The following is an 18270-nucleotide window of genomic DNA, read 5'->3' as shown; positions in this document are numbered from 1 at the left end:
GGCTACACCGGATGAACAATGCCGAGCCGCAGCCCGGAGCGGAGATGGACCTGAAAGAACTTGCCGTGGGGACCGGCGCTGTCGTTCACGGCGCGCAGGTAGTTGCCGGCGTCCACGGACCCCGTTCCGCCGGTCGGCTCGTCGTCACCGTCCTGCTGGACCGTGAACGTCGTTGCGGAGGGGGTCTCCTCGATGGTGAACTCGCCGTCGAAGGAGGGGTCCGTCATGCCCGACACCACGACCGTATCGCTGATGCCGATGCCGTGGGTGGCCGAGGTCGTGAAGGTGATCACGTCGTCGGTGCGTTCGGCCGCCGTGATGGTGTGGGTCTTGTGGTAGACCGACCACGTGCACTTGGTGCCGGTGCCGTCCACGCCGACCGCGTTCTCCAGCGCGTTGACCGCCGCGTTCGTGCCCGTGAACACCGCACTGACCGAGGGGGTGGTTCCGTTCAGCACGTCGAAGGTGCAGGCCATGGCGAGGTCGGTCGTGCCCAGCACCTCCACGCGGCCCGACGTGCCGGTAAGCTGCGCTTCGTCGATGCCGGAGGCTTCGGGAGAGAACACCGCGCCCTTGTCGATCACGTCGGTTCCGGGAACGTCGATCCACGCGCCCCCGTCCTGGTACTCGTTCGGCGTCATGTCCGAGCCGTTGGCCTCGGTCCCGGTCCCCAGCGTCACGGCCCCGAAGTGGTAGGCGGACAGCACGTCGAGCGAGACGGCGCAGTTCCAGATCTTGGTGTTGACGTTGTGGAACATCTGCGCGCCGGCCGTCGCGTAGGCCCCACGGGTGCAGAAGCTGATCCGCGTGCCCTTCAGGATCGCGATGGAGCCCGACGCCTCCACTCCGGACGAGCCCGAGGCGATGAAGCACTGGTCGATGTTGACGTAGCAGTCGTCCAGCGAGGCCACGACCTCATCGAAGGCCATGCCCAGCGACGTGCGGACCAGTCGCGTGGACGCCCCGGCCTGAAGGACCAGCACTTCCTGCCCAGCCGCGCCGCCGCCGATGCAGGCGTTCAGCGCGGTCAGGTTGCCCTCGTCGCCGATGCGGATCACCCGCTCAGGCCCGCCGCATATCACGTCGTCGTTGACCAGCTCGTAGCGCGAGCCCTTGTCCTTGATGAAGATGGTGCAGCCGTTGCCGTTCGCCGGGTTGGCCGGGGGCGTATCGACGGGCGGCCAGTAGCCGACGCCGAGGTACTCCTGCCGTGCATAGCCGCCGTCGCGGAAGCAGAACGCACCCTCCGTGGTCGTCCCGTTGAAGCCGCCATTGGAGACGACGCAGGCGAAGGGAACCTGCACCCGCGAGCGGGCCACGTTGTTGTCGCTCGTGGAGGAATCGACGCCCGTATCCACGGTCGGGTTCGTCAGGGTCTCCATCACGCCGTCCACGGCCTTGGTGAACCAGAACTCGCCCTCGAAGGTGGTTCGGGCCGCGCCGACCTTGGTCACGATGATGGCCCCGTTCAGCGCGCGGGCGTGGTTGTCGCCGTACATGTTCTGGAGGCCCAGCACGTAGCCCACCCGCACGCGCGCTCGCGTCATGGTCCCCAGCGCCGAGCCGCTGCCGTCCGTGCCCGTCTGCGCCCAGCTGACCGTGGTCGCGGTGACGGCCGTGATCTGGAAGTTGCCCGTGAAGCCGCTGACGCCCGTGACGGACACGGCGTCTCCGACCACCAGGTCATGCGCGCCAATGGTCGCGGTGACCACGTTGGACAGGCGGGAGATGGCAGTGATCGATTTCGACCACGTGCTGTGCACCGAAAAGGCTGCGGTCATCTCCACCAGCGCCCGCCAGCGGCCGGAGCCGAGCGAGGTGTAGGTGATGTTCTTGACGACCCGCGAGGTGGCGCCGGACGCCGCGCCCCAGTACAGCTCGCCCTGTTCCGCGGTCCACGTCAGGCTCACGCCCTCGATGGTGGTCATGCCCTCGGGGAAGCAGAGCTTGACCGGTCCGCCGCCCGAGCGCGTGCCGTACCAGTCGAGATAGTCCTTCAGCCGCTGCCAGCGCGCCTGACGCTGGGTCGGCCCCTCCCCCACGATGTCGGAGAAGTCCATGGTGATGGTGAGCGTGGAGCGCGACGGGTAGAAGAAGGGAATGCGGGCTTCCCACGCCTTCTGAACCGCCGCCGAGGTCTGGCCGCCGAACAGCTCCAGCGGGGCCGGACCCGCGGTCTTCCACGCGCTCCCGTCCGAGACGACCATGACGCCGTTCACGAAGGCGGCGCAGGCCCGGTAGCGTTCGGCCGAGGGAAGGTCGGCGTACTCGGAGAACTCCGCCAGCTTGTTGGGGGCCTTGGGCAGCAGGACGCGCCGCGAGAGGTCCTGAATGGCCTTCGAGACTGCCGGGTCGCGGATCAGAGACACGGACGGATACCCGTCGAAAGCCTCCGCACGGTCTCATCCTGAAGCAGGTTCAGCGCCTCGGTCTCCGCCCCCTGGCAGAGCATGGCGCGGGTCTCGTCGATGATGATGTCGCGGCAGATGTGCTTCTTGACCGTGGCGACGATCAGGTCTTCCGCCTCGGTCGTCCACGCGTTCGTGTCGCTGTCATCCGCCAGCGTCAGGTCGAAGGTGCCGATCAGGCTGAGCGTGTAGGCCTGATCCGGCGTCGGGTAGAGGCGCAGGCGCGTCTTCTCCACCGCGTAGTCGGTCGGCTGGCCCTCGGACACGTTCATGCCCTTCAGGTCGTCCATCGCGGCCAGTGACACCTTGCAGAGCGGATACCAGGTCTCCCCGATCTGCACCTGAATGAGGTCGATGTTGCGCGTGCCGGAGGGGAGGTTCACGTACTCGTCCTCGGCCGTGACGGTCTGCGTCTGCCGGGCTTCGAGGAACCAGAAGCGCTTCGCCCCGTGGGTGCGGATGGCGCGGGTGATCGCCGCACCGATCTGGCTGTCCAGATCGGTGCGGTTCAGTTCGTCGGCAATGCGCGCCTTGACTTCACCCAGCGTGGACACCGCTCACTCCCAAAAAGAAGGGCGGCCCGGATACGAACTCCCGAGCCGCCCCCGTTTTCCTTGCTCTGAGGGCGGTCAGAGGTTCGGAATGTAGGCGATCACCACCTGACCGACGCCCGCGGAGGCGGCGGTGCCGGTCAGATCGACCGTGGCGAGGATCGTCGTGTCGGCCGAGACGTAGAAGCTCACCGCCTCGTCGCAGGGGACGTAGCCGGCGGAGCCCAGCGCCAGGTCGGTGGCGTAGAGGTCGAGGTCGCCCGAGATGCCGATGTCGAGGACGTTGGTCGAGCCGGCGTTGAAGGCGGTCGAGACGTTCGCGCCCGAGATCGGCTTGACGATGACCGAGCCGGCCGGGATCGTGCCGACCGTCAGCGAGAGCCCGTCGTCCGCGTAGGTGAAGTCCTTGCGGAGGTAGTGGATCTGCTGCGTGTGGTATTGACGTGCGTTGCTCATGGCGATCACCCGGCCGTGTAAGTGGAGATGACCAGCGACGAGAAGTCGGCGCTGTTGAACTGGGTCTTCTTCAGGCCGTAGATGAAGCCTGCCTTGACGCCGAGCTGGTTGCCGTAGTCGAACAGCTCTTCCTGCCACGCCGGGTCATTCACGCCGTTGCTGTCGCCGCCGAAGGCGATGGCCGCGGCCTGGGCGCCGCAGAAGACGGCGCGGCGGGTGTTGTCCACGGCGGTCAGGGCCGTCGAGTGGACGCCCTTGGGCAGGTACTGGCTCTCGTGCAGGATGACGCCGTTGTACTCGCCCAGCGCACCCGAGTAGATCGGGTTGTTGGACACGTCGCCGCCCTGCATGGCGGCCTTCTGGATGTCGAGCCACTGGCCGGTCGTGGTCGAGGTCCGCATCTGCTCCACCTGGTAAGGGTGCAGGAAGCAGACGTACTTCGACTTGCCGCCGATCTTCAGCGGGCGGAAGCCCGGAGAGGCCAGCTTGGCGGTCGTCACGGCCCGGTCGATCAGCGTCAGGGTGAACAGGTCGGACGAGTCGATGCCCTGGTCCGTGGTGGCGTCGCCGCCGCGCAGGATCGAGGTCGCGGCCAGCGCCGCCTGGTTGCCGGTGTACTTCGTGTCGGTCTGAGCGACGTTGCCGGCGATCTGGTTCATGAACGCGACTTCATGGCGCTCGGTCCACCAGTCCTTGAGGCCGTCCTTGGACTCCTCGCGGATCGACCACGGAACGCGCTGTTCCGTCATCTTGCCCTTCACGCGCACGGCGTGGCGAAGCTGGTTGATCAGGATGTCGTCGGTGTAGGTGGACAGCGACTCCTCGTTGCCTTCGAGGGTGTCGTCGCCCTGCACGCCGGCGCCGGTCAGCTTCATGCGCAGGGTCAGGCGGATGCGGTCGCCCGCGGACTTCTTCAGGTCGTTCTTGCGCTGGATGAGCGCGGACGGACCGTCGCCGATGAAGCGGCCGATGAAGGATTCCTTGATCGACTCCCGGTAAAGGGCCTTCGACCAGAGCTTGACGACTTCCGGGGCGTTTACGCCGTATTCGGTAGCGGACATTGGTCTCTCACGGTTGAAAAGGGGATGGCTTTCGCCTTCGCCTCCCGTCCGTGGGGGCCTACGCCTCGCGACTCATGGGCTCGCGGAACCCTGCGATCCGTGCGTGGATCAGTCGTCTCCCGTAAGGGGTGATTGGAGCCTGCCAGATGCCCGCCGGAAAGCCAGCGGCTTAGGTTCAGGGCCGCGTTGCTAAGCAAAACCCCCGGTGTGCGCCGGGGGCCGCTTCGCCTCAGGGGGCATGGGTGCGGCCGGGGCCGCTCGGGGTCAGGCGCTTCGTCGCTGCTGCTGCTGGAACTGCGACCACGCCTTGTCGAAGGCATCGCCCTCCAGCGTGTTGATGTACTCGATGGTCAGTTCCTTGCCGCCGCGACCGCCGCCTTGCAGCCCGGCGTTCGCCTGCTGGCCGGCCTTGATCTTGTCGATGGCGCCCGGCGCACGCTGCTCGGCCGTGAAGCCCCGCTGCTTGGAGAGGTTGTAGAACACTTCCGCCGGGTTCTTGTTGGCCTTCACCGCACGGTCCGTGATGCCGAGGTACTCCACCCGCAGGGCGTGCTGGATCTCGGCCGGGCTGTAGCCCATGGCCTGGTATTCCTGCGTACGCGAGACGGTCAGGTACTCGGCGGCCTTCTGGTAGTCCGGATGGTCCTCGGCGAACTCGGCCTCGTACTCGCTCAACGTGGCCTCGACCTGCGCCACCTGCTGCTGGAACCGCGTGGCCTGCTCGCGCTCCTGCGCCTCGCGCGCCTGCTGCTGCTGGATCGTCTCGAACCGCTGGTGAATCTGCTCCAGCGCGCCGATGGGATCGTCCTGCACGCTGATCGGCTTGGCCGGGGCTTCCGGCTTGGGCGCGGCGTACTGCTGAAGCCGGGCCTCCATCTCCTGGAACCGGCGCTCGTACTCGCGCTTCTCGGCGCGACGGGCTGCCCGCTCGGCCTTCAGGGCTATGGCGGGGTCGCCTCGGGGCTTCTCGGGCTCGGCCTGCTCGGCAGGCGGTGCGTCATCAGCGCCGCCAGCACCTGCGTCATCCACGGGAGGCTGTTCGGTCTCGACTTCGGGAGCGTCGGACTCGGTGAAGTATGCATCGCTCATGGTTCGCCCTTAGAACTGTTGCTGGGGATCGCCGGGCGTAGCGGCCTGTTGGCCCTGCATCCCGGCTAGGTACATCTGGCCGATCTCGGAGATGGCCTTGGAGAAGTTCAGTTTCGCCTGCGCCTGCTTCTGCTGGGCGCCCGCCTGCTTCTCGGCCACGGTCGCCTGCGCGTCGGCGATGGTGAGCTGCTGCATCTGTTCTTCCGCAGGGTCGGGCTCAGGCGGCTCGGACAGGAATTTGGCGATGTCCGTCGCGAGCGCGGTCGGCAGCGGCGAGTAGCGGACCATCTTCGCCCACAGCTCCGGCGGCATATCCTTCAAGAGCGGGGTCATCTGCATGATCATCGACCACACCCGCTCCTTCTGGTTCGGGCCGGCCGGGGCTTCGTCCACCACCACGTCGTACTTCGCCGTCTCCGGCTGCATGGACAGGGGGACGTACTGCGCGTCCCCGTTGTCGCCGACGATGCGGATCAGTTGGCCGTCGAGGTAGCGCATCAGCTTCAGCAACAGGCGGCCCTGCTGCTTGCGGTAGCGGCGCAGGCTGTCGAAGAAGTCGGCGAGGATGCCGTAGGCGGCCTGCTTGCGCTGATGCTCCAGAACCCCGGCCTGGTCCCGGTCCACCATCCCCAGCATTTCCTGGTTGACCCCGGTCGTGTCGCGGATCGAGGCGATGGCGAACTCCATCATCGGCACGATCTGCGGGGGAACCACGGCGGGCGGCTTGGGCTGGATGCTCCCGGCCTGCAACGCCCCGCCCTGCACCCAACTGATGGAGCCGTGCTTGGCCCAGTCCTGCTCGAAGGTGCGCACGTCATCGACGACCGACCGCTCGGCGATCAGGCCGCCCTTGGCCGAACTGGCGAGGATGGCGAGAAGCTGGCTGAAGAACTGGTTGGCCCACTTCTGCGGGTCCTGCATGGGCTTCACCAGCCCGTACCAGACGCCGCGGTTGCGGTCCCGCTTGCCGGTGATGCACTTCAGGGTGAACTCCCCATCGGGAAGCGCGCCCTGTTCGAGGATCGTGTCGCCCGCCACCACGGCCTTGCGGTAGCGGCGCTGCTTCACGCGGGTGGAGTTGAGCACGCGGCCCTCGGCCTTGGCCTCCTCCTCCAGCTTGTCGAACTCGTCCACCGGCACGCGCAGGGGAACGTCCGGATTGGCCGGGTCCTCCACCAGCACGACCGTCTCGGTGTCGTACCACTGGTAGCAGCGGACATAGACCTCGTTCGCGTCCGCCTGATCGTCGCCCTCGTAGGCGTCGCGCGGGTCGGTGTGGTGAACCGGGGCCTCTTCCCTGCCCTCGGGCCACTTGTCCTTGCCCCACAGGGCCTCGAACTCGGACTTAGAGTACGGCTTGCGCCAGCGGACGTATCGCGCGTCGGCGAGGTTGCGCTTGCGGGCGATGGGATCGGCCAGGACCTCCAGCGGGTCGATGCGGTCCACCAGGATCTTCCCCTCGGGGTCCTCCTCGTAGTCCACCCGCGTTTCGGTCCAGCCGAGGCCGCAGATCAGCGCGTCCCGGAAGGCGTCGGATTCCTCCACGCCCGCATCGCACTCGTCGCGGAAGTACTCGGCACCCTTGGACAGCACCTCGTTCACGCCGCTGTCGCCGATCTCGCGGGGGAAGTACTGCACCTGCTGGCGGTTGCTGATCTCAGCGCCCGACACGGCGTCGATCATCGGCCCGACGCGGTTGAAGACGGGGGCGATACGGCCCTTGTCCTTCAGCTCGGCCTCATCCTCGGCGGACCACTGCTCGCCGGAGACGAAGCGGTACATCTCGCGGGCTTCGCGGCGCCACTTGCCCCAGTGGCCGTCCAGCGCCTTGTCCCAGTCGGTGAACTTGGCGAGGAGTTCGGTGTCGTCTGTTTCGGTGTAATCAGCCATGCGGGCCGGTCCACGGGTCGATCTGCGGCACGCGGCGGGCGCGGCCCGGAGGCGACCCCAGCGGGCTATTCGCCATCTCACGCATGAGCCAGCCGACCAGAGCGGCGAAGAGCCCGAACACGAATCCGGTCCCTACCAGCGCTACCACCATCGGTACGCTCACGCGGACACCCGCGCGGCGAGACGCAGGCGGGCGGCCGGAGCATCGCCCTTCACCACCTCGGAGAACGCGACGTTGCCGCCGGGCGACAAGCGCGTGACGCTGATGACCAGCCCAAGCGGGGTTTCGTCCTCGCTCCAGACGTGCGGGTCGTCCGTGACCGGGGTCCAGTCGTAGAGCGCGCCGTCCGGTCCAGCCTGTGGCTGGGCGGCGACCACGGCCTCATCGACCTCGACAGCGGCCTGCGCGAACGCGTCGATGGACTGCGAGACCAGCATCCCCGTCTCGTCGTCCTGCACGGTGACGGCGACCACCTTGTCTTCCGGACCGATTTTGGGCTTACGGCGACCGCGCGGCATGGCTGCTCCTTGGATCGCCAGCCATTGTGGTCACGGCCTTTGCGGGCGCAACAGCTTGTAGTTCAGGGCGCGGTTGTCACGCGGCCCATCCCGACGCCGAGCGCGGCTTGCGGGCGTAGCGATCCCTGGGCTTGTCCGGCTGCTTCGGCTGCTTCGCCCACGGCCGCGACATGCAGGCATAGCGCCAGTCGTCGCCTGCGTGGTCCTCGCCGTCCGTGTCCACGTCCTCGGGCCGGTTGCGGTCGTGCTGAAGCGCCGGGATCGTGCGGATGCTGTCGAGGCACGTGGAGAAGGTCGCGATCATCGGCAGTCCGTCCTCATCGCCCATCAGCCGGGCGCGCATCTGGTCCCAACCGCCCATCGCTCCCCGGCCCGACACCCGCGCATTGTCCGCACGAGTGAACGCGATGACGTGATCAGCGCCCCGGTGCAGGCGCTCGGCAATGGACGGGCCGCCGTCCGAGGCGAAGGCCGCCGGGTCCAGCCTGCCGTATGTCAGGCGCTCGGTCGGGCGCGTGGCGATCTTCCCATCAGGGGCGAACACCCCGCCCATGCGCTCAACCAGGCCACGACCTACCTGCTCGGCGGGGATCTTCAGCCCCTCGTTCGGCTCGCCGGTCGATCCATACCACTCGCGATAGCGCACGATGCAGCCCCTTGGCAGGGTGACGCCGCACGGGGTTATGAACGCGTCGTCCACGATAGCCCACCAGCCGAAGCTAAACGGCTTGGCTGAGCCCCAGTCCCCAGACATGAACCGCGCCCACGTCGCCGGGATCTCGAACGGTCGCACCACATGGCGGCTCGCGCTCCAGCAGTCGAAGAACGCGCCCTCCAGTACGTTCCAGTCGCCATCGAGCATGGCCTTCGCCAACTGCCCGCCGAGGCCGCGAAGGCGACCGGCGTAGTTCGGGTCATTGCGCAGCAGCGCCGCGTTGTCGGTCAGCAGCGCGGGCACGAACATGCGCTCCATGCCGGTGTCCGCGTCCCGTATCGGCTGATAGCCCATAGGCGCCGGGTCGATGAAGTACGCCTTCACCGCGAGGTGGCCAGCGCCGCCGGGGTTCGCCGCCGCCCTGATGCGCTTTGTCGGCACACTGTGAGCGGAGCGCAGGCGGCTGCGCAGGTAGCGGTAGCAGAACAGGTTCGCCCACTGCGTCAGCTCGTCCCAGCCCACCCATGTGTACTGGTGACCCTGGTAGCGGGTCACGTCTCGCTCGCTCTCGCAGTACCTGAGCTTCAGGTTCGCGCCGTTCGGCCACGACCATGTGCGCTTCTGCTCGTTCCATGTCGCGCCGGTCTGCGGGTAGATTTCTCGGGCGCGCGCCAGCAGCTCCTCTAGCTCGGGGAAGGTGCGGCGGAACAGGATGCCGCGCCACGCCTGCCCGTAGGTCTGAACGTCCTGAAGGTAGTCGCCCAGCAGGAAGTCTGACTTCCCCCCGCCCGCCGCGCCGCCGTAGAACAGTTCATCACACCACGTCGCCGTGATCGCTTCAGTCTGCGGTCCCGGCTGCGGCGCCCACATGGCCCAACTCCCTGTTCCGGCGCTCTAGCCATTCCTCGCGCGTTTCGTTGGGGGGGCGGTCAACGATGGTCTGGATCGGGCCGCCATCGGGACCGCTGATCTCCGTCGTCAGGCGCTCCCCGTAGCGCTTCGGGTCCCACTTCGCGAGAAGCTTCAGGCGCGTCTCCACTCGCAGCTTCGAGCGGCTGATCCATTCCGTGTTGGCCGCCTCTCGCGGGGCATCCTCCGGCCCGACAAGCACCGTGTCGTGCGCGGTACAATCTGCGATAGCCAGACACTCGGCCGCCAGGGCATCGAAACCATCTTCGCGCGCGCGTGCGAAGTCGGCGGCAAACGCCTCGTGAGCCTTCTTCCAATCCGAGACAGTGCGAACGGCGGGCATGTGCTCATCACGGCAGATCGACGCCAGCGGCTCACCTTTAGACAGGCGCTCGCATATCTCCTCCGCTGCCTTCTGCGTGTATGTGGTTGGGCGGCCTCTCGCTGCCATCAGTCGAACTCCCCGACAAGGCCGTGCATGGAGTTCAGCGCCGCATCGCATTCGGTGAGGCCGCGTTCCGTGAGACGGTTGCCGTACCAGCGGGTTCCTTCGAGGCCGGACATCTGTTCGATGCCTCCACGGTCGAGGGCTTCCCGAATGTTGGCGATGTGGTTCTTCACCGCGCCGACCGATCCGCCTCCGGGCCTGCTGATGAGGGCGAGCTGCTTGTGCGTGAGCCAGCCCTTGGCGAGGTAGAGCGCTTCGAGAATCCTGGCCTCGGTGGAAGACAGGCCGAACCACTCCACGAAATCAGCCTGCATTCTCGTATCGACGCCGAGGGAGCGCCACGGCCATATGTTCAGGGCTGCGTTCACTGGGGCCTCCCGTGGTGGTACTGGCCGCACCAGCGGCAGTGGTAGACGATCACCGCGCCCTTCTTCTTCGCGCGCTCCTTGGCGACACGATGGGCGAGGGTTCCATTGGCGAAGCGGGCCTTGCCCTTGCAGGCGGAGACTTGCCATTCCCGCTGGCCTGCCGTTTGGGGCTTAGCCATTGCGGGAGAACTCCTTGCGGATGCGATGGACGTAGAGGGCGGGGACTTGGCCGCGCTTCAGCCACTCGCGGAACACCACGCCGTAGTGCATCACGCCCATGAGCCCGAGCCGCACCGCCGCGTCGATCCGCTTCTCGCGCATGGCCCGCTCGTAGTCGGCCACGCCCATGCTGCAGGCTTCGGCTTCGGCGTCCCAAACGGCTGGGGTTCCTGCGATGATCACAGCGCGCTCCCCGGAATGACGGACACGACCTTGACCCCAAGACGGGAGAGGGTGCGGACGCGTTGGGCTATACGCTCGGCGAGGGGCTTACGGGGTGTCGAGCCGTCCCGTGCCTTGTCCTGGGAGGGGGTGGGGTTGGTCATGCCGCCCTCACGCGCCGGGCGAACTCGTTCCGGCCGGGGCCGCCCTGCCACACGAACGGCGGGGGCTTCAGCAGGTCCACCTGCTCCTGCACCAGCAGCTTGCGGAAGCCCTCGTGGTTGCGCAGGAACTCCCATGCCGTCTGCGTTCGGGGCAGCAGCCGGCCGTCCTTGAGCCGGGCGCCATGCAGGTAGGCGTCCGCCGAGCCCTCGCTGCCGAGAACCGCGACCGCCCGCTCGTAGAACTCCAGCGGTACAGTGATGTCGAAGGGGCCTGAATAGCGTCCGGTGTAGTTCATTGGATCTGCTCCAGGATGCGGTCACGGTCGGCAAGGAAGTCGTTGCTCACAGCGGTGCGGGGGCCTGTCGGCGGAGGCTGGCCGGAGGGGGTCGTGGTGTGCTCGTCGTTCCAGCGGCCTTGGTGCAGCCAGGTCGAGGGGTTGCACCACGCGCGGTCCTCGGGCTTGGCGAGCTTGTAGGCTTCGACGGCAGCGAGCACGGCGGCGAGGCTGGGCAGGCGCTTCTCGGGCTTCGAGGCTTTGCGGGCGGCGTCCCACTCGGCCTTCGCCTTCGCCTTGCCGACCTTGTGCGGATAGGCCTCCCAGAAAATCGGGAAATCATGCGCGCGCGCACTGTCCGAAGAAGCGATAGCTTCTGAGGTATGAGGGTTACTTACGGTTTCCCCGCAGGAGCTGCGGGGGTCCACGTCGTTTCCTGCGGGGCGCACGTCCTGCGGGGCGCATTTGCTGCGGGGGTCCACATGGTAGAGAACGCCCTTCCCCGGCCGCTCCGTGCGGGTCAGGTAGCCCGCCTCGCACAGCCGCTTGATCGCCCCCTGAATGGCCCGCTCGCTCAGGGAGCACTTGGTCAGCAGGTCCAGCTTCTCGGGGTTCTTCGAGCGTAGAGCGGTCCAGCACACGCCATCGTCGTTGGCGGCGTCCGCGAGGGCGAGCAGGACCATCTTGTCCGTGGGGGACAGGTCCAGCCGCCATGCCTGCGTCATCAGGGCGATGCTCACGCGGCGGCCCGCCCTTCCCGAAGCATCCGCGCTTCGTGCTGAACGAGCCCGTGATGGACCGACGAGTGATCGCGTTGACCGATGCGGCGGCCGATGGCGTGCAGGGACAGTCCAAGCTCGTGGTTCAGCCGCCAGTAGACTTCATACCTGGCCGTCGTCTCCCGACGCTTGCGGGAGGGGCCGATGATGTCGCGCTCGGGTATGCGATGCTTCGCGGCGACCTCGCTGAGGATGACGCGCCACTTAGGCAGGGGGATGGAGCGCCGGACCGGTTCGGCAGGGCACGCCTCCGCAACCTCGCGGGCGGGCGGCGCGCGGCGAACGGACAGGTCAGGGGCGACGCCGGCGAAGTGCGCGGCCAGGACCCGCTGAAACCGGCGGTCCTGCTCGCGGGGGCACGACGGGACCGCAGGCCAGCCGCGCTTGAACTCGGCGTAGGCCGCCGAGGCGTTGCGGCCATTGGCGACGTAATCGAAGGTCATGCGTCCCTCGGTGTCAGGGTGATGTGGACGGCGGCGCCCTTGCCGGGCTCTCGCTCGCTCCAGCGGATGGTGATCTCGTCAGCGTCGGAGTCGTCGCGGACCAGGCCGCAGGACACGAGCGCGTCACTCACGGCTTTTTCCAGGTTCCCGAGATCGCGCTTGCGGCGGTCGGGCCGGTCGGCGTCGATGGTGATGGCGTAGCGGCCGTCAATCGCCCTGCCGATGCGCTGGGCAAGGATGCAGCCCGCACACTCGGCTTCCCATACGCGATAGACCGCGGACTTGATGTTGCGGCCGTTCACGGCTCGCCAGAGGCGGTTAGCGGATGGGGGGAACGGGAGGGACAGGGCGATCACGGGTAATCCCCCCGGAGCATCGCGTGGAGCCGGTCCTGCTGGATCTGCTGCCACGGCTTGACGGCGCGGTGCTTCTTGCGGGCGGCGTCCTGCTCTCGCTTGCACTTCCTCTGGAAGGAGGCGTAGCGGAAGGAGCCGGTGATCTTGTGGAAGAGGGAGAGGATCATCACCGGTCCAGCGCGACGATGACGACCGCAAGGAACAGCACGGCGACGACCGGGCCGTAGAGCGGCAGGAGCACCCACCACCACGGCCAGTCGATGACGCCGACAAGTTTGAGGCCGATGAGCAGCAGGCCCAGAGAGCCGAGCAGCCCAATGCCGCCGGACGACGTGTTCGTGTTGTCGCTCATTCCCCGACTTCCTTCTCTACGGCCAACGCCCTTGGCCGGCGGGGATCAGCCCCGCAGTTTCTTCGTGTGCTTAAGCGTCTCGAACGCCCACGCTTCGACGCTCGCCGCTCCCTCGCCGATCCATCGGAGCAAACGAGCGCTGTGACCCAGCAGGGTCAGGGCGAGGATCTTGGCCTCGCGCGATACGACTGCGCTCAGCGAGGGCTTCGAGCCGGGCGGCGCCCGACCGTGCTTTGGTGAGTTCATCTTCCAACCATTCTTCGTAGCTCTTGCCGGTCGCCGCATGGCCGAGCGCCAGCACCAGGGGCCAACCTTCGGCCGCCATCGCGCGTTGCAGCGTCTTCGTTGAAACCACGCCCTTGCGGACGTTCTCGGCCGTCGCGGGGTCCACGCCCCACGCCCGCGCGACTTCCTTGGCGGAACCCCGCACCCAGCCCTGAATGACCTGCACGAGAGTTTGCCGATCGCGCGGCAAGAAATCCGACATCGCCTGCTCCATGATGCTGCTCATGGAACGGCCCTCACCGGGCGGGAGACAGTCGGATGGAGGTTCGGGCGGAACAGTGCATTCAGGTCGCGGCAGGGCTGGTGGAACAGGCGCTGCGACTGGGAGAGATCGACGGCCCGTTGGTTCGGGCAGCCGCGAAGTATCTGAAGGCGGCGAAAGGGGCGCGAGCGGCGGGCTGACGAGGCCACGCCGCTCGCTGTCGTCAGGGTGGAGGGGGGTGGGGAGACCCTGACGAGTTGGAAAATCGTGCGACCACGGACGGCTTCACGCGCGAAAGCGGCGCGGCTCCTGCGGCGCGTTGTCACGTTACGGTGAAGGTTCCCGTTCGAGTTGCAGGGCTCAGCCGGGCCTGTTGCCGATCCCGTAACGGAAATCGCGCGTTTGCCGCCTTTCGGCCACGATTCCTTAACCGTTTCCGGACGTTCCGCCCAATTGCAACATTTGATGAATTGGCCGCTCATTTCCCCTGTGGAGGGAAGTTGAATGCTGCCAGTGAGCCCCGCCGTCCTACAGGTGATCGTGACCGCCTTCGTCGTCACGGCCGAACCCAAGCGCATCAAGAACGCCCGGCACGCCCTGCGGAACCGGCTGCAAATCCTCAACGCTTCGCCGTCCATCCGCTCGTCGGAGGCCGAGACCATAGAGGCCGCCATCGCCGTGCTGGTGCAGGCCGAGGCGTGCGCGCGCATGGAACAGGCGGTGTAGGTCATGCCTCACTCGCGAATGAGCGGGCGGGCAGTCCTGTAAGGCGCTCGATCTTCGCCGCTACCTCAATCGAAGGCTTGCGCGTGCCGTTGCGAAGCCGCGTCACATAAGGACGCGAGACATCTATCGCCCTCGCCAGCGCGTCGTCGGTCAGGCCCAGGTCCTTCATGCGGTCGGAGAGGTTCATCACGAAGGCAGTGTGCCGCATCGGCACTCTGTTCGTCAAGGCTTGTGTGCCGATAGAGGTACAGATCGCGGGGCGTTCGCCGCGCAGACTGTGCCGATGCAACGCCCGCCGCACTTCATCTTCCATTGGCGCGTCTCTCGGATCTCCGAGCGCACAGGTCGCGAAATGTCTCAGCAGGAACTGGCCTCGCTCATGACCGATGCCGCCGCGAACTTTCCGCTGCGCAAGGATCAGAAGAAGCCGCGGGCTTGGGGCCGTACCGACGTGAACAAGGTGGAAAACGGGCACCGCCCGTACGACGAGGACTTCCTCGTCGCAGCCGCGACGGTGTTCGGCTGCAATGTGTGGGACCTCATCTCGCGCGCACCCGGCGACCAGAGCCTCGACGCCCTGTGGTCGAGCTGGACGGACGCGGAGAGAGCCGAGGCGGCCGACTTCATCGAGTACCAACGCAACAGGGCGAGGCGCGGCTAGCCATGCACCGGATGCTAAGCCACAAGTATGTAGGGCGACGGATCGCCGTGGTGATTGTCGTCTCGGTTCTTGCGCTGGCGTCTCGTGCGAGAGCGGAGGACCTGGTGGTCTGTACGCCCGTGACGAAGTACCTGTGCAGCCCGCAGCACGAGTGTCGCGCCATCCCGACCAGCGGCAGCTACTCTGCCCTCAACGTACAGGGTGGGGTGTACTTCCGCTGCGACGCCAAGGGCTGCGACGGATACGACGCCACAATCACCCGCAGCGGGTCTTATCTGACCATCGACGTGCCAGGCCGGGGGGTCGTCGCAAAGGTCGCCGACGACCTCACCACCTACTCAGAAGCCGCCACTCTGCTGGACAGCGTGTACGTCTCGCTCGGGACCTGCGCGGTGCAGTCCCGCTGAGATAGTGCCGTAACAGCACTTTTCTGGTTGACGATGATGTGCCGCTAAGGCACAGTGCCTCCCATAGACGGAGGCACCTGACATGGCCCGAAGGCCACCACTTCCCGAGAAGCTCGCATCGCTGACCGAGTTCGACACGAACGGCGGATGCTGGCTCTTCTCCGGGCAACTCACCCGGACCGGCTATGGCCTGATCTGCACCGAGAGCAAGAAGCGCCAAGCACACCGCGTGGCGTTCGAACTGGCACGGGGCGCTATCCCGGCGGGCCTGTGCGTCTGCCATCACTGCGATGTGCGTGCCTGCGTCAACCCCGACCACCTGTGGCTCGGGACCCACGCGCAGAACATGCGGGACCAGCACGACAAGGGACGAGGCTCGACCACGGTCGCGCTCGGCGAAGGTCACCCCCGCGCTAAATTGACCGAGCCGCTCGTGCGCCTCATTCGGGCAAGCGAAGACTCCGCCGCCTCGCTTGCCCGCACCCTGGGCGTGACGTCGAGCGCCGTTCGCAGCGTGCGCGGTCGCCGGACCTGGGGCCACGTCCAATGAACGCCCTCACCCCCATTCTCCCGGCCGACGAAAGCTGGTTCTGCGAAGGCTGCGGCGAGGCCGTGTCCCTGGCCGAAGCCAACGCGGAAGCCTTCGAGGCCTACGGCGAGATCATCTGCCCGTCATGCTTCGATAACCGCTGCGAGGCCGCCTACACGGCGCAGTTCGAGGGCGAACCGTCGGTGTCGCTCGACGAACAGCACCGCGCCGCGTGGGCCGTGAAGCAGGGGCTCCGCTGATGACCGCCCTCCACCACTTCCCCTCCCCGCCCGCCGACGACTTTGGCGAAAGCTGGTTCGACCAGTTCGGCATCACGCAGGAGCGCACCGAGTTCGAGTGCGACTGGTGCCCGACCCACGAGCCTGCCGACAAGCTCTACTCCATGGGCAACGGCGCGTTCGTCTGTGTGGACTGCGCTCGCCATGACGAGTGGTTCAGCGGTGAAACCCCCGACCTGATGACCCTGGCTGACGCCGTGGCGGAGGGGGTGTGATGGGCAAGGTCAGCTTTACGCCGGGGCCTTGGGACGTGGACGAGGGCGACTTGTCCATCTACGCGCTCGATGGTGCCGGCGGGGCGGTGCTGCTGTTCCAGACCCACGACGAGGCCGATGGCTTCGCCTCTTGCGACGAGCAGGAAGTCAACGCCCGCCTGATAGCCGCCGCGCCAGAGCTGTACGACGCTGCCGAGTGCGCGCTGGGCCTCCTGACCGGCAACATGGACGGCGACTGGTCGAAGGGCGACCCGGTGCACATGCTCCGCGCCGCTCTCTCCAAGGCCCGTGGAGAAGACCCCGCCCTCATGGCTGAAGGGGGTGCGTGATGGGCCTCCGCTGGATCGAAGATGGTTGCGGCGGTCTCGTTGCGTTCGACCAGGACGGCACCGACTACGCCATCAGCCCGGTCTACGGCGACCACGGACAGGCTGGCTACGCGCTGGCTTGGACCAACAAGGACCGGGTGCGGATCGGACTTCGCCTTCACGGCACCAAGGAAGCCGCCGCCGCCTTCGTAGACGCTCAGATGACGGCCCATGTGATCGACCGCGACAACTTCCCGGCGGAGGTCGCGTAATGCGCCTCCCCCCTAAAGGCAGGCTCCTGTTCTGGAGCAGCGGAGGAACGGTCGTTGAGAACGGCTTCGGCCTCTCCCCCAACCGCGCGGTGGACCGCCCTTCGTCCCTGAAAGCCTCGCTCACCGACCAACTGGCGACAGCCAAGGACGGACAGCGGGAGTTCCTGGAACGCGCCCTGACCGACCTCAGCAACGCAATGGAAGAAGCCTGCCGCTGGCTGGCTGCTAGCTACGGAGAAGCTGCGTGAGCATCATCCGTCTGAAGCGGCACGAACGCGAGGCGCTGGCCGCAGTAGCGGCTGAAGTGGGGCCCCACGGCTTCCACTGCGCCTTCGAACATGCGCCGCACAATCATCACCGGGTGGTCGTCTGGAACGACGCGGCCACGTGGCTGATCCCCGTCTCCTGCACCCCCTCGGTGCCGCACCACGAGGCGGCGAACGCCCGGCGGCGCGCCCGGCAAATCATCGCGGGCCACTGGCGGCCCATTTCGGAGCAACACCATGTCCAAGCTTAGCTACCGCCTGAACGCCATGATGAACCGCGGCGCGCGGGGGCGGGCTCGCCCAGCCGGTTTCCACATCATCCGCACGGAGCGCTTCGGCGACCGCGCCTGGCGGCTGCACGCCACGAAGGGTTGGCGCTGCGAGCGCGCCTGATGCTGACCATCTCAATCGCCTGCGTGGTCCTTGTGATGATCTCGCGGCCCTTTCTCAAGAAGGACTGAGACCTATGACTGACCCCTGCCTGATCTATGACGACCCCCGCCCTGTTCTCGGCATCTACTACGACGACGAGCAGGGAACGTCGCACAGCGTCGGCACCTGCGGCTGTACGGCCATCGTCGCCTACAAGGAGCACGGGGTCGGCGACTACCAGCCGTTCTTCGCGGTCTACTACGGCGACGAACTGCGGGCACGCGTTCCGGCGTGGAAGGTGTCCGTCGGCTACGGGGCAGGCGCATGACCCCCCTCGTCCAGTTCATGGGCGACCGCCGCCCCCGCCCCGCGTGGCTGCGTGACCTTCAAGCCGCCGCGTCGTTCTTCCCCGCCGCGCTGGAGGACTGCGTGCATCTCACCCACGCGTTGGGCCATCGGTTCATCCGCTACGGCGTGGTGGTCCTGCTGCCGGGGTTCGCCGCAATCGCCTTCATCGCCATCGCCCTTGGGGGTCTGGCTGTTCTGGTGGGGGGTGGGTCGTGAGCGAGTGGATCGAACACGACGGCAAGGGCTTGCCGGTGGCGCCAGAGACCAAGGTTCTCG

General features: G+C 67.1%; 35 protein-coding genes. 14 read left to right on the top strand and 21 right to left on the bottom strand.

The genetic code is table 11. The annotated features are described in order from the left end of the window. Window positions 1–2: 2 nt before the first annotated feature. The 20 genes from VEB01_RS22700 to VEB01_RS22605 form a co-directional block, all read right to left on the bottom strand. A complete protein-coding gene (locus VEB01_RS22700; protein ID WP_324879543.1) occupies window positions 3–2369 on the bottom strand; it encodes a hypothetical protein in 2367 nt (788 codons plus the stop codon). Continuing rightward, window positions 2360–2962 (bottom strand): phage adaptor protein, encoded by a 603-nt coding sequence (locus VEB01_RS22695; protein ID WP_324879541.1) that lies wholly within the window; start codon window positions 2960–2962, stop codon window positions 2360–2362. The genes VEB01_RS22700 and VEB01_RS22695 overlap by 10 nt, the downstream gene beginning before the upstream one ends. Before the next feature lie 75 nt (window positions 2963–3037). Continuing rightward, the gene (locus tag VEB01_RS22690) at window positions 3038–3415 is read right to left on the bottom strand and encodes a hypothetical protein (RefSeq protein WP_324879539.1); all 378 of its coding nucleotides are present in this window, start codon (window positions 3413–3415) and stop codon (window positions 3038–3040) included. A gap of 5 nt (window positions 3416–3420) precedes the next feature. Next, complete coding sequence (locus VEB01_RS22685) at window positions 3421–4476, bottom strand: N4-gp56 family major capsid protein (protein ID WP_324879537.1); 1056 nt, start codon at window positions 4474–4476, stop codon at window positions 3421–3423. 264 nt (window positions 4477–4740) lie between these two features. Continuing rightward, window positions 4741–5565: a hypothetical protein gene (locus tag VEB01_RS22680; RefSeq protein WP_324879535.1), complete on the bottom strand. Its 825-nt coding sequence runs from the start codon at window positions 5563–5565 to the stop codon at window positions 4741–4743. Window positions 5566–5574: 9 nt separating this feature from the next. Further along, on the bottom strand, window positions 5575–7455 hold the full coding sequence (locus tag VEB01_RS22675; RefSeq protein WP_324879533.1) for a portal protein: 1881 nt from the start codon (window positions 7453–7455) through the stop codon (window positions 5575–5577). 159 nt (window positions 7456–7614) lie between these two features. Beyond that, window positions 7615–7974: a hypothetical protein gene (locus tag VEB01_RS22670; RefSeq protein ID WP_324879531.1), complete on the bottom strand. Its 360-nt coding sequence runs from the start codon at window positions 7972–7974 to the stop codon at window positions 7615–7617. 76 nt (window positions 7975–8050) lie between these two features. Further along, on the bottom strand, window positions 8051–9499 hold the full coding sequence (locus VEB01_RS22665) for a hypothetical protein (protein WP_324879529.1): 1449 nt from the start codon (window positions 9497–9499) through the stop codon (window positions 8051–8053). Further along, the gene (locus VEB01_RS22660) at window positions 9468–9989 is read right to left on the bottom strand and encodes a terminase small subunit-like protein (protein ID WP_324879528.1); all 522 of its coding nucleotides are present in this window, start codon (window positions 9987–9989) and stop codon (window positions 9468–9470) included. The genes VEB01_RS22665 and VEB01_RS22660 overlap by 32 nt, the downstream gene beginning before the upstream one ends. Further along, window positions 9989–10354, bottom strand: a complete 366-nt coding sequence (locus VEB01_RS22655) for a helix-turn-helix domain-containing protein (protein WP_324879526.1) — start codon at window positions 10352–10354, stop codon at window positions 9989–9991. The genes VEB01_RS22660 and VEB01_RS22655 overlap by 1 nt, the downstream gene beginning before the upstream one ends. Beyond that, window positions 10351–10533, bottom strand: coding sequence for a hypothetical protein (locus tag VEB01_RS22650; RefSeq protein WP_324879525.1), 183 nt, complete (start codon window positions 10531–10533; stop codon window positions 10351–10353). The genes VEB01_RS22655 and VEB01_RS22650 overlap by 4 nt, the downstream gene beginning before the upstream one ends. After that, window positions 10526–10756, bottom strand: coding sequence for a hypothetical protein (locus VEB01_RS22645; protein ID WP_324879524.1), 231 nt, complete (start codon window positions 10754–10756; stop codon window positions 10526–10528). The genes VEB01_RS22650 and VEB01_RS22645 overlap by 8 nt, the downstream gene beginning before the upstream one ends. Then, window positions 10753–10899, bottom strand: coding sequence for a hypothetical protein (locus tag VEB01_RS22640; protein ID WP_324879522.1), 147 nt, complete (start codon window positions 10897–10899; stop codon window positions 10753–10755). Before VEB01_RS22640 ends, VEB01_RS22645 begins: the two co-directional genes overlap by 4 nt. Further along, entirely contained in the window at window positions 10896–11195 is a 300-nt protein-coding gene (locus VEB01_RS22635; RefSeq protein ID WP_324879520.1) for a hypothetical protein, read from the bottom strand. Before VEB01_RS22635 ends, VEB01_RS22640 begins: the two co-directional genes overlap by 4 nt. Then, complete coding sequence (locus VEB01_RS22630) at window positions 11192–11914, bottom strand: helix-turn-helix domain-containing protein (protein WP_324879518.1); 723 nt, start codon at window positions 11912–11914, stop codon at window positions 11192–11194. Before VEB01_RS22630 ends, VEB01_RS22635 begins: the two co-directional genes overlap by 4 nt. After that, window positions 11911–12396, bottom strand: coding sequence for a helix-turn-helix domain-containing protein (locus VEB01_RS22625; RefSeq protein ID WP_324879516.1), 486 nt, complete (start codon window positions 12394–12396; stop codon window positions 11911–11913). Before VEB01_RS22625 ends, VEB01_RS22630 begins: the two co-directional genes overlap by 4 nt. Beyond that, window positions 12393–12752, bottom strand: coding sequence for a RusA family crossover junction endodeoxyribonuclease (locus tag VEB01_RS22620; protein ID WP_324879514.1), 360 nt, complete (start codon window positions 12750–12752; stop codon window positions 12393–12395). Before VEB01_RS22620 ends, VEB01_RS22625 begins: the two co-directional genes overlap by 4 nt. Continuing rightward, on the bottom strand, window positions 12749–12919 hold the full coding sequence (locus VEB01_RS22615) for a hypothetical protein (protein ID WP_324879512.1): 171 nt from the start codon (window positions 12917–12919) through the stop codon (window positions 12749–12751). Before VEB01_RS22615 ends, VEB01_RS22620 begins: the two co-directional genes overlap by 4 nt. Then, window positions 12919–13104, bottom strand: a complete 186-nt coding sequence (locus VEB01_RS22610; protein ID WP_324879509.1) for a hypothetical protein — start codon at window positions 13102–13104, stop codon at window positions 12919–12921. Before VEB01_RS22610 ends, VEB01_RS22615 begins: the two co-directional genes overlap by 1 nt. Before the next feature lie 70 nt (window positions 13105–13174). Further along, a complete protein-coding gene (locus VEB01_RS22605; protein WP_324879507.1) occupies window positions 13175–13615 on the bottom strand; it encodes a hypothetical protein in 441 nt (146 codons plus the stop codon). A gap of 32 nt (window positions 13616–13647) precedes the next feature. On the opposite strand from VEB01_RS22605, the gene VEB01_RS22600 reads away from it, so the two are divergent. Both VEB01_RS22600 and VEB01_RS22595 read left to right on the top strand, forming a co-directional pair. Then, window positions 13648–13791, top strand: a complete 144-nt coding sequence (locus tag VEB01_RS22600; RefSeq protein WP_324879506.1) for a hypothetical protein — start codon at window positions 13648–13650, stop codon at window positions 13789–13791. A gap of 304 nt (window positions 13792–14095) precedes the next feature. Then, window positions 14096–14317: a hypothetical protein gene (locus VEB01_RS22595; RefSeq protein ID WP_324879504.1), complete on the top strand. Its 222-nt coding sequence runs from the start codon at window positions 14096–14098 to the stop codon at window positions 14315–14317. Between the two features lies 1 nt (window position 14318). Here the strand turns inward: VEB01_RS22595 and VEB01_RS22590 are convergent, their stop codons facing one another. Further along, entirely contained in the window at window positions 14319–14630 is a 312-nt protein-coding gene (locus VEB01_RS22590) for a helix-turn-helix domain-containing protein (RefSeq protein WP_324879502.1), read from the bottom strand. 39 nt (window positions 14631–14669) lie between these two features. Between VEB01_RS22590 and VEB01_RS22585 the strand changes: the two genes are divergently transcribed. The 12 genes from VEB01_RS22585 to VEB01_RS22530 all read left to right on the top strand — a co-directional run bounded on the left by VEB01_RS22585 (window position 14670) and on the right by VEB01_RS22530 (window position 18210). Continuing rightward, the gene (locus VEB01_RS22585; protein ID WP_324879500.1) at window positions 14670–14978 is read left to right on the top strand and encodes a hypothetical protein; all 309 of its coding nucleotides are present in this window, start codon (window positions 14670–14672) and stop codon (window positions 14976–14978) included. A gap of 2 nt (window positions 14979–14980) precedes the next feature. Next, entirely contained in the window at window positions 14981–15385 is a 405-nt protein-coding gene (locus VEB01_RS22580) for a hypothetical protein (protein ID WP_324879498.1), read from the top strand. Window positions 15386–15467: 82 nt separating this feature from the next. Then, on the top strand, window positions 15468–15935 hold the full coding sequence (locus VEB01_RS22575; protein WP_324879496.1) for an HNH endonuclease signature motif containing protein: 468 nt from the start codon (window positions 15468–15470) through the stop codon (window positions 15933–15935). Beyond that, a complete protein-coding gene (locus VEB01_RS22570; protein ID WP_324879494.1) occupies window positions 15932–16174 on the top strand; it encodes a hypothetical protein in 243 nt (80 codons plus the stop codon). Before VEB01_RS22575 ends, VEB01_RS22570 begins: the two co-directional genes overlap by 4 nt. Beyond that, window positions 16174–16428: a hypothetical protein gene (locus VEB01_RS22565; RefSeq protein ID WP_324879492.1), complete on the top strand. Its 255-nt coding sequence runs from the start codon at window positions 16174–16176 to the stop codon at window positions 16426–16428. The genes VEB01_RS22570 and VEB01_RS22565 overlap by 1 nt, the downstream gene beginning before the upstream one ends. Next, complete coding sequence (locus VEB01_RS22560; protein WP_324879490.1) at window positions 16428–16757, top strand: hypothetical protein; 330 nt, start codon at window positions 16428–16430, stop codon at window positions 16755–16757. The genes VEB01_RS22565 and VEB01_RS22560 overlap by 1 nt, the downstream gene beginning before the upstream one ends. After that, the gene (locus VEB01_RS22555) at window positions 16757–17008 is read left to right on the top strand and encodes a hypothetical protein (RefSeq protein ID WP_324879488.1); all 252 of its coding nucleotides are present in this window, start codon (window positions 16757–16759) and stop codon (window positions 17006–17008) included. Before VEB01_RS22560 ends, VEB01_RS22555 begins: the two co-directional genes overlap by 1 nt. Further along, window positions 17008–17256 carry a hypothetical protein gene (locus tag VEB01_RS22550; RefSeq protein WP_324879485.1) on the top strand — a complete coding sequence of 83 codons (249 nt, stop codon included), beginning with the start codon at window positions 17008–17010 and terminating at the stop codon, window positions 17254–17256. Before VEB01_RS22555 ends, VEB01_RS22550 begins: the two co-directional genes overlap by 1 nt. Next, entirely contained in the window at window positions 17253–17525 is a 273-nt protein-coding gene (locus VEB01_RS22545) for a hypothetical protein (RefSeq protein ID WP_324879483.1), read from the top strand. Before VEB01_RS22550 ends, VEB01_RS22545 begins: the two co-directional genes overlap by 4 nt. Next, window positions 17512–17667 (top strand): hypothetical protein, encoded by a 156-nt coding sequence (locus tag VEB01_RS22540; RefSeq protein ID WP_324879482.1) that lies wholly within the window; start codon window positions 17512–17514, stop codon window positions 17665–17667. Before VEB01_RS22545 ends, VEB01_RS22540 begins: the two co-directional genes overlap by 14 nt. 73 nt (window positions 17668–17740) lie before the next feature. Further along, entirely contained in the window at window positions 17741–17974 is a 234-nt protein-coding gene (locus VEB01_RS22535; protein ID WP_324879480.1) for a hypothetical protein, read from the top strand. Then, window positions 17971–18210, top strand: coding sequence for a hypothetical protein (locus VEB01_RS22530; RefSeq protein ID WP_324879478.1), 240 nt, complete (start codon window positions 17971–17973; stop codon window positions 18208–18210). Before VEB01_RS22535 ends, VEB01_RS22530 begins: the two co-directional genes overlap by 4 nt. The last annotated feature ends 60 nt before the right edge of the window (window positions 18211–18270 follow it).

This window comes from Methylocaldum sp. (genome assembly GCF_035627495.1).
Lineage (GTDB): Bacteria > Pseudomonadota > Gammaproteobacteria > Methylococcales > Methylococcaceae > Methylocaldum.
The sequence above is the reverse complement of the archived record's forward strand: the minus strand, read 5'-3'. Positions and strand labels throughout refer to the sequence as shown.

Coding starts and splice junctions, on each gene's coding strand:
- VEB01_RS22690 (WP_324879539.1), bottom strand. CDS start 3,415: ATGAGCAACGCACGTCAATACCACACGCAGCAGATCCACTACCTCCGC.
- VEB01_RS22685 (WP_324879537.1), bottom strand. CDS start 4,476: ATGTCCGCTACCGAATACGGCGTAAACGCCCCGGAAGTCGTCAAGCTC.
- VEB01_RS22680 (WP_324879535.1), bottom strand. CDS start 5,565: ATGAGCGATGCATACTTCACCGAGTCCGACGCTCCCGAAGTCGAGACC.
- VEB01_RS22675 (WP_324879533.1), bottom strand. CDS start 7,455: ATGGCTGATTACACCGAAACAGACGACACCGAACTCCTCGCCAAGTTC.
- VEB01_RS22670 (WP_324879531.1), bottom strand. CDS start 7,974: ATGCCGCGCGGTCGCCGTAAGCCCAAAATCGGTCCGGAAGACAAGGTG.
- VEB01_RS22665 (WP_324879529.1), bottom strand. CDS start 9,499: ATGTGGGCGCCGCAGCCGGGACCGCAGACTGAAGCGATCACGGCGACG.
- VEB01_RS22660 (WP_324879528.1), bottom strand. CDS start 9,989: ATGGCAGCGAGAGGCCGCCCAACCACATACACGCAGAAGGCAGCGGAG.
- VEB01_RS22650 (WP_324879525.1), bottom strand. CDS start 10,533: ATGGCTAAGCCCCAAACGGCAGGCCAGCGGGAATGGCAAGTCTCCGCC.
- VEB01_RS22640 (WP_324879522.1), bottom strand. CDS start 10,899: ATGACCAACCCCACCCCCTCCCAGGACAAGGCACGGGACGGCTCGACA.
- VEB01_RS22635 (WP_324879520.1), bottom strand. CDS start 11,195: ATGAACTACACCGGACGCTATTCAGGCCCCTTCGACATCACTGTACCG.
- VEB01_RS22625 (WP_324879516.1), bottom strand. CDS start 12,396: ATGACCTTCGATTACGTCGCCAATGGCCGCAACGCCTCGGCGGCCTAC.
- VEB01_RS22615 (WP_324879512.1), bottom strand. CDS start 12,919: ATGATCCTCTCCCTCTTCCACAAGATCACCGGCTCCTTCCGCTACGCC.
- VEB01_RS22610 (WP_324879509.1), bottom strand. CDS start 13,104: ATGAGCGACAACACGAACACGTCGTCCGGCGGCATTGGGCTGCTCGGC.
- VEB01_RS22605 (WP_324879507.1), bottom strand. CDS start 13,615: ATGAGCAGCATCATGGAGCAGGCGATGTCGGATTTCTTGCCGCGCGAT.
- VEB01_RS22600 (WP_324879506.1), top strand. CDS start 13,648: ATGGAGGTTCGGGCGGAACAGTGCATTCAGGTCGCGGCAGGGCTGGTG.
- VEB01_RS22595 (WP_324879504.1), top strand. CDS start 14,096: ATGCTGCCAGTGAGCCCCGCCGTCCTACAGGTGATCGTGACCGCCTTC.
- VEB01_RS22590 (WP_324879502.1), bottom strand. CDS start 14,630: ATGGAAGATGAAGTGCGGCGGGCGTTGCATCGGCACAGTCTGCGCGGC.
- VEB01_RS22585 (WP_324879500.1), top strand. CDS start 14,670: ATGTCTCAGCAGGAACTGGCCTCGCTCATGACCGATGCCGCCGCGAAC.
- VEB01_RS22580 (WP_324879498.1), top strand. CDS start 14,981: ATGCACCGGATGCTAAGCCACAAGTATGTAGGGCGACGGATCGCCGTG.
- VEB01_RS22575 (WP_324879496.1), top strand. CDS start 15,468: ATGGCCCGAAGGCCACCACTTCCCGAGAAGCTCGCATCGCTGACCGAG.
- VEB01_RS22570 (WP_324879494.1), top strand. CDS start 15,932: ATGAACGCCCTCACCCCCATTCTCCCGGCCGACGAAAGCTGGTTCTGC.
- VEB01_RS22565 (WP_324879492.1), top strand. CDS start 16,174: ATGACCGCCCTCCACCACTTCCCCTCCCCGCCCGCCGACGACTTTGGC.
- VEB01_RS22560 (WP_324879490.1), top strand. CDS start 16,428: ATGGGCAAGGTCAGCTTTACGCCGGGGCCTTGGGACGTGGACGAGGGC.
- VEB01_RS22555 (WP_324879488.1), top strand. CDS start 16,757: ATGGGCCTCCGCTGGATCGAAGATGGTTGCGGCGGTCTCGTTGCGTTC.
- VEB01_RS22550 (WP_324879485.1), top strand. CDS start 17,008: ATGCGCCTCCCCCCTAAAGGCAGGCTCCTGTTCTGGAGCAGCGGAGGA.
- VEB01_RS22540 (WP_324879482.1), top strand. CDS start 17,512: ATGTCCAAGCTTAGCTACCGCCTGAACGCCATGATGAACCGCGGCGCG.
- VEB01_RS22535 (WP_324879480.1), top strand. CDS start 17,741: ATGACTGACCCCTGCCTGATCTATGACGACCCCCGCCCTGTTCTCGGC.
- VEB01_RS22530 (WP_324879478.1), top strand. CDS start 17,971: ATGACCCCCCTCGTCCAGTTCATGGGCGACCGCCGCCCCCGCCCCGCG.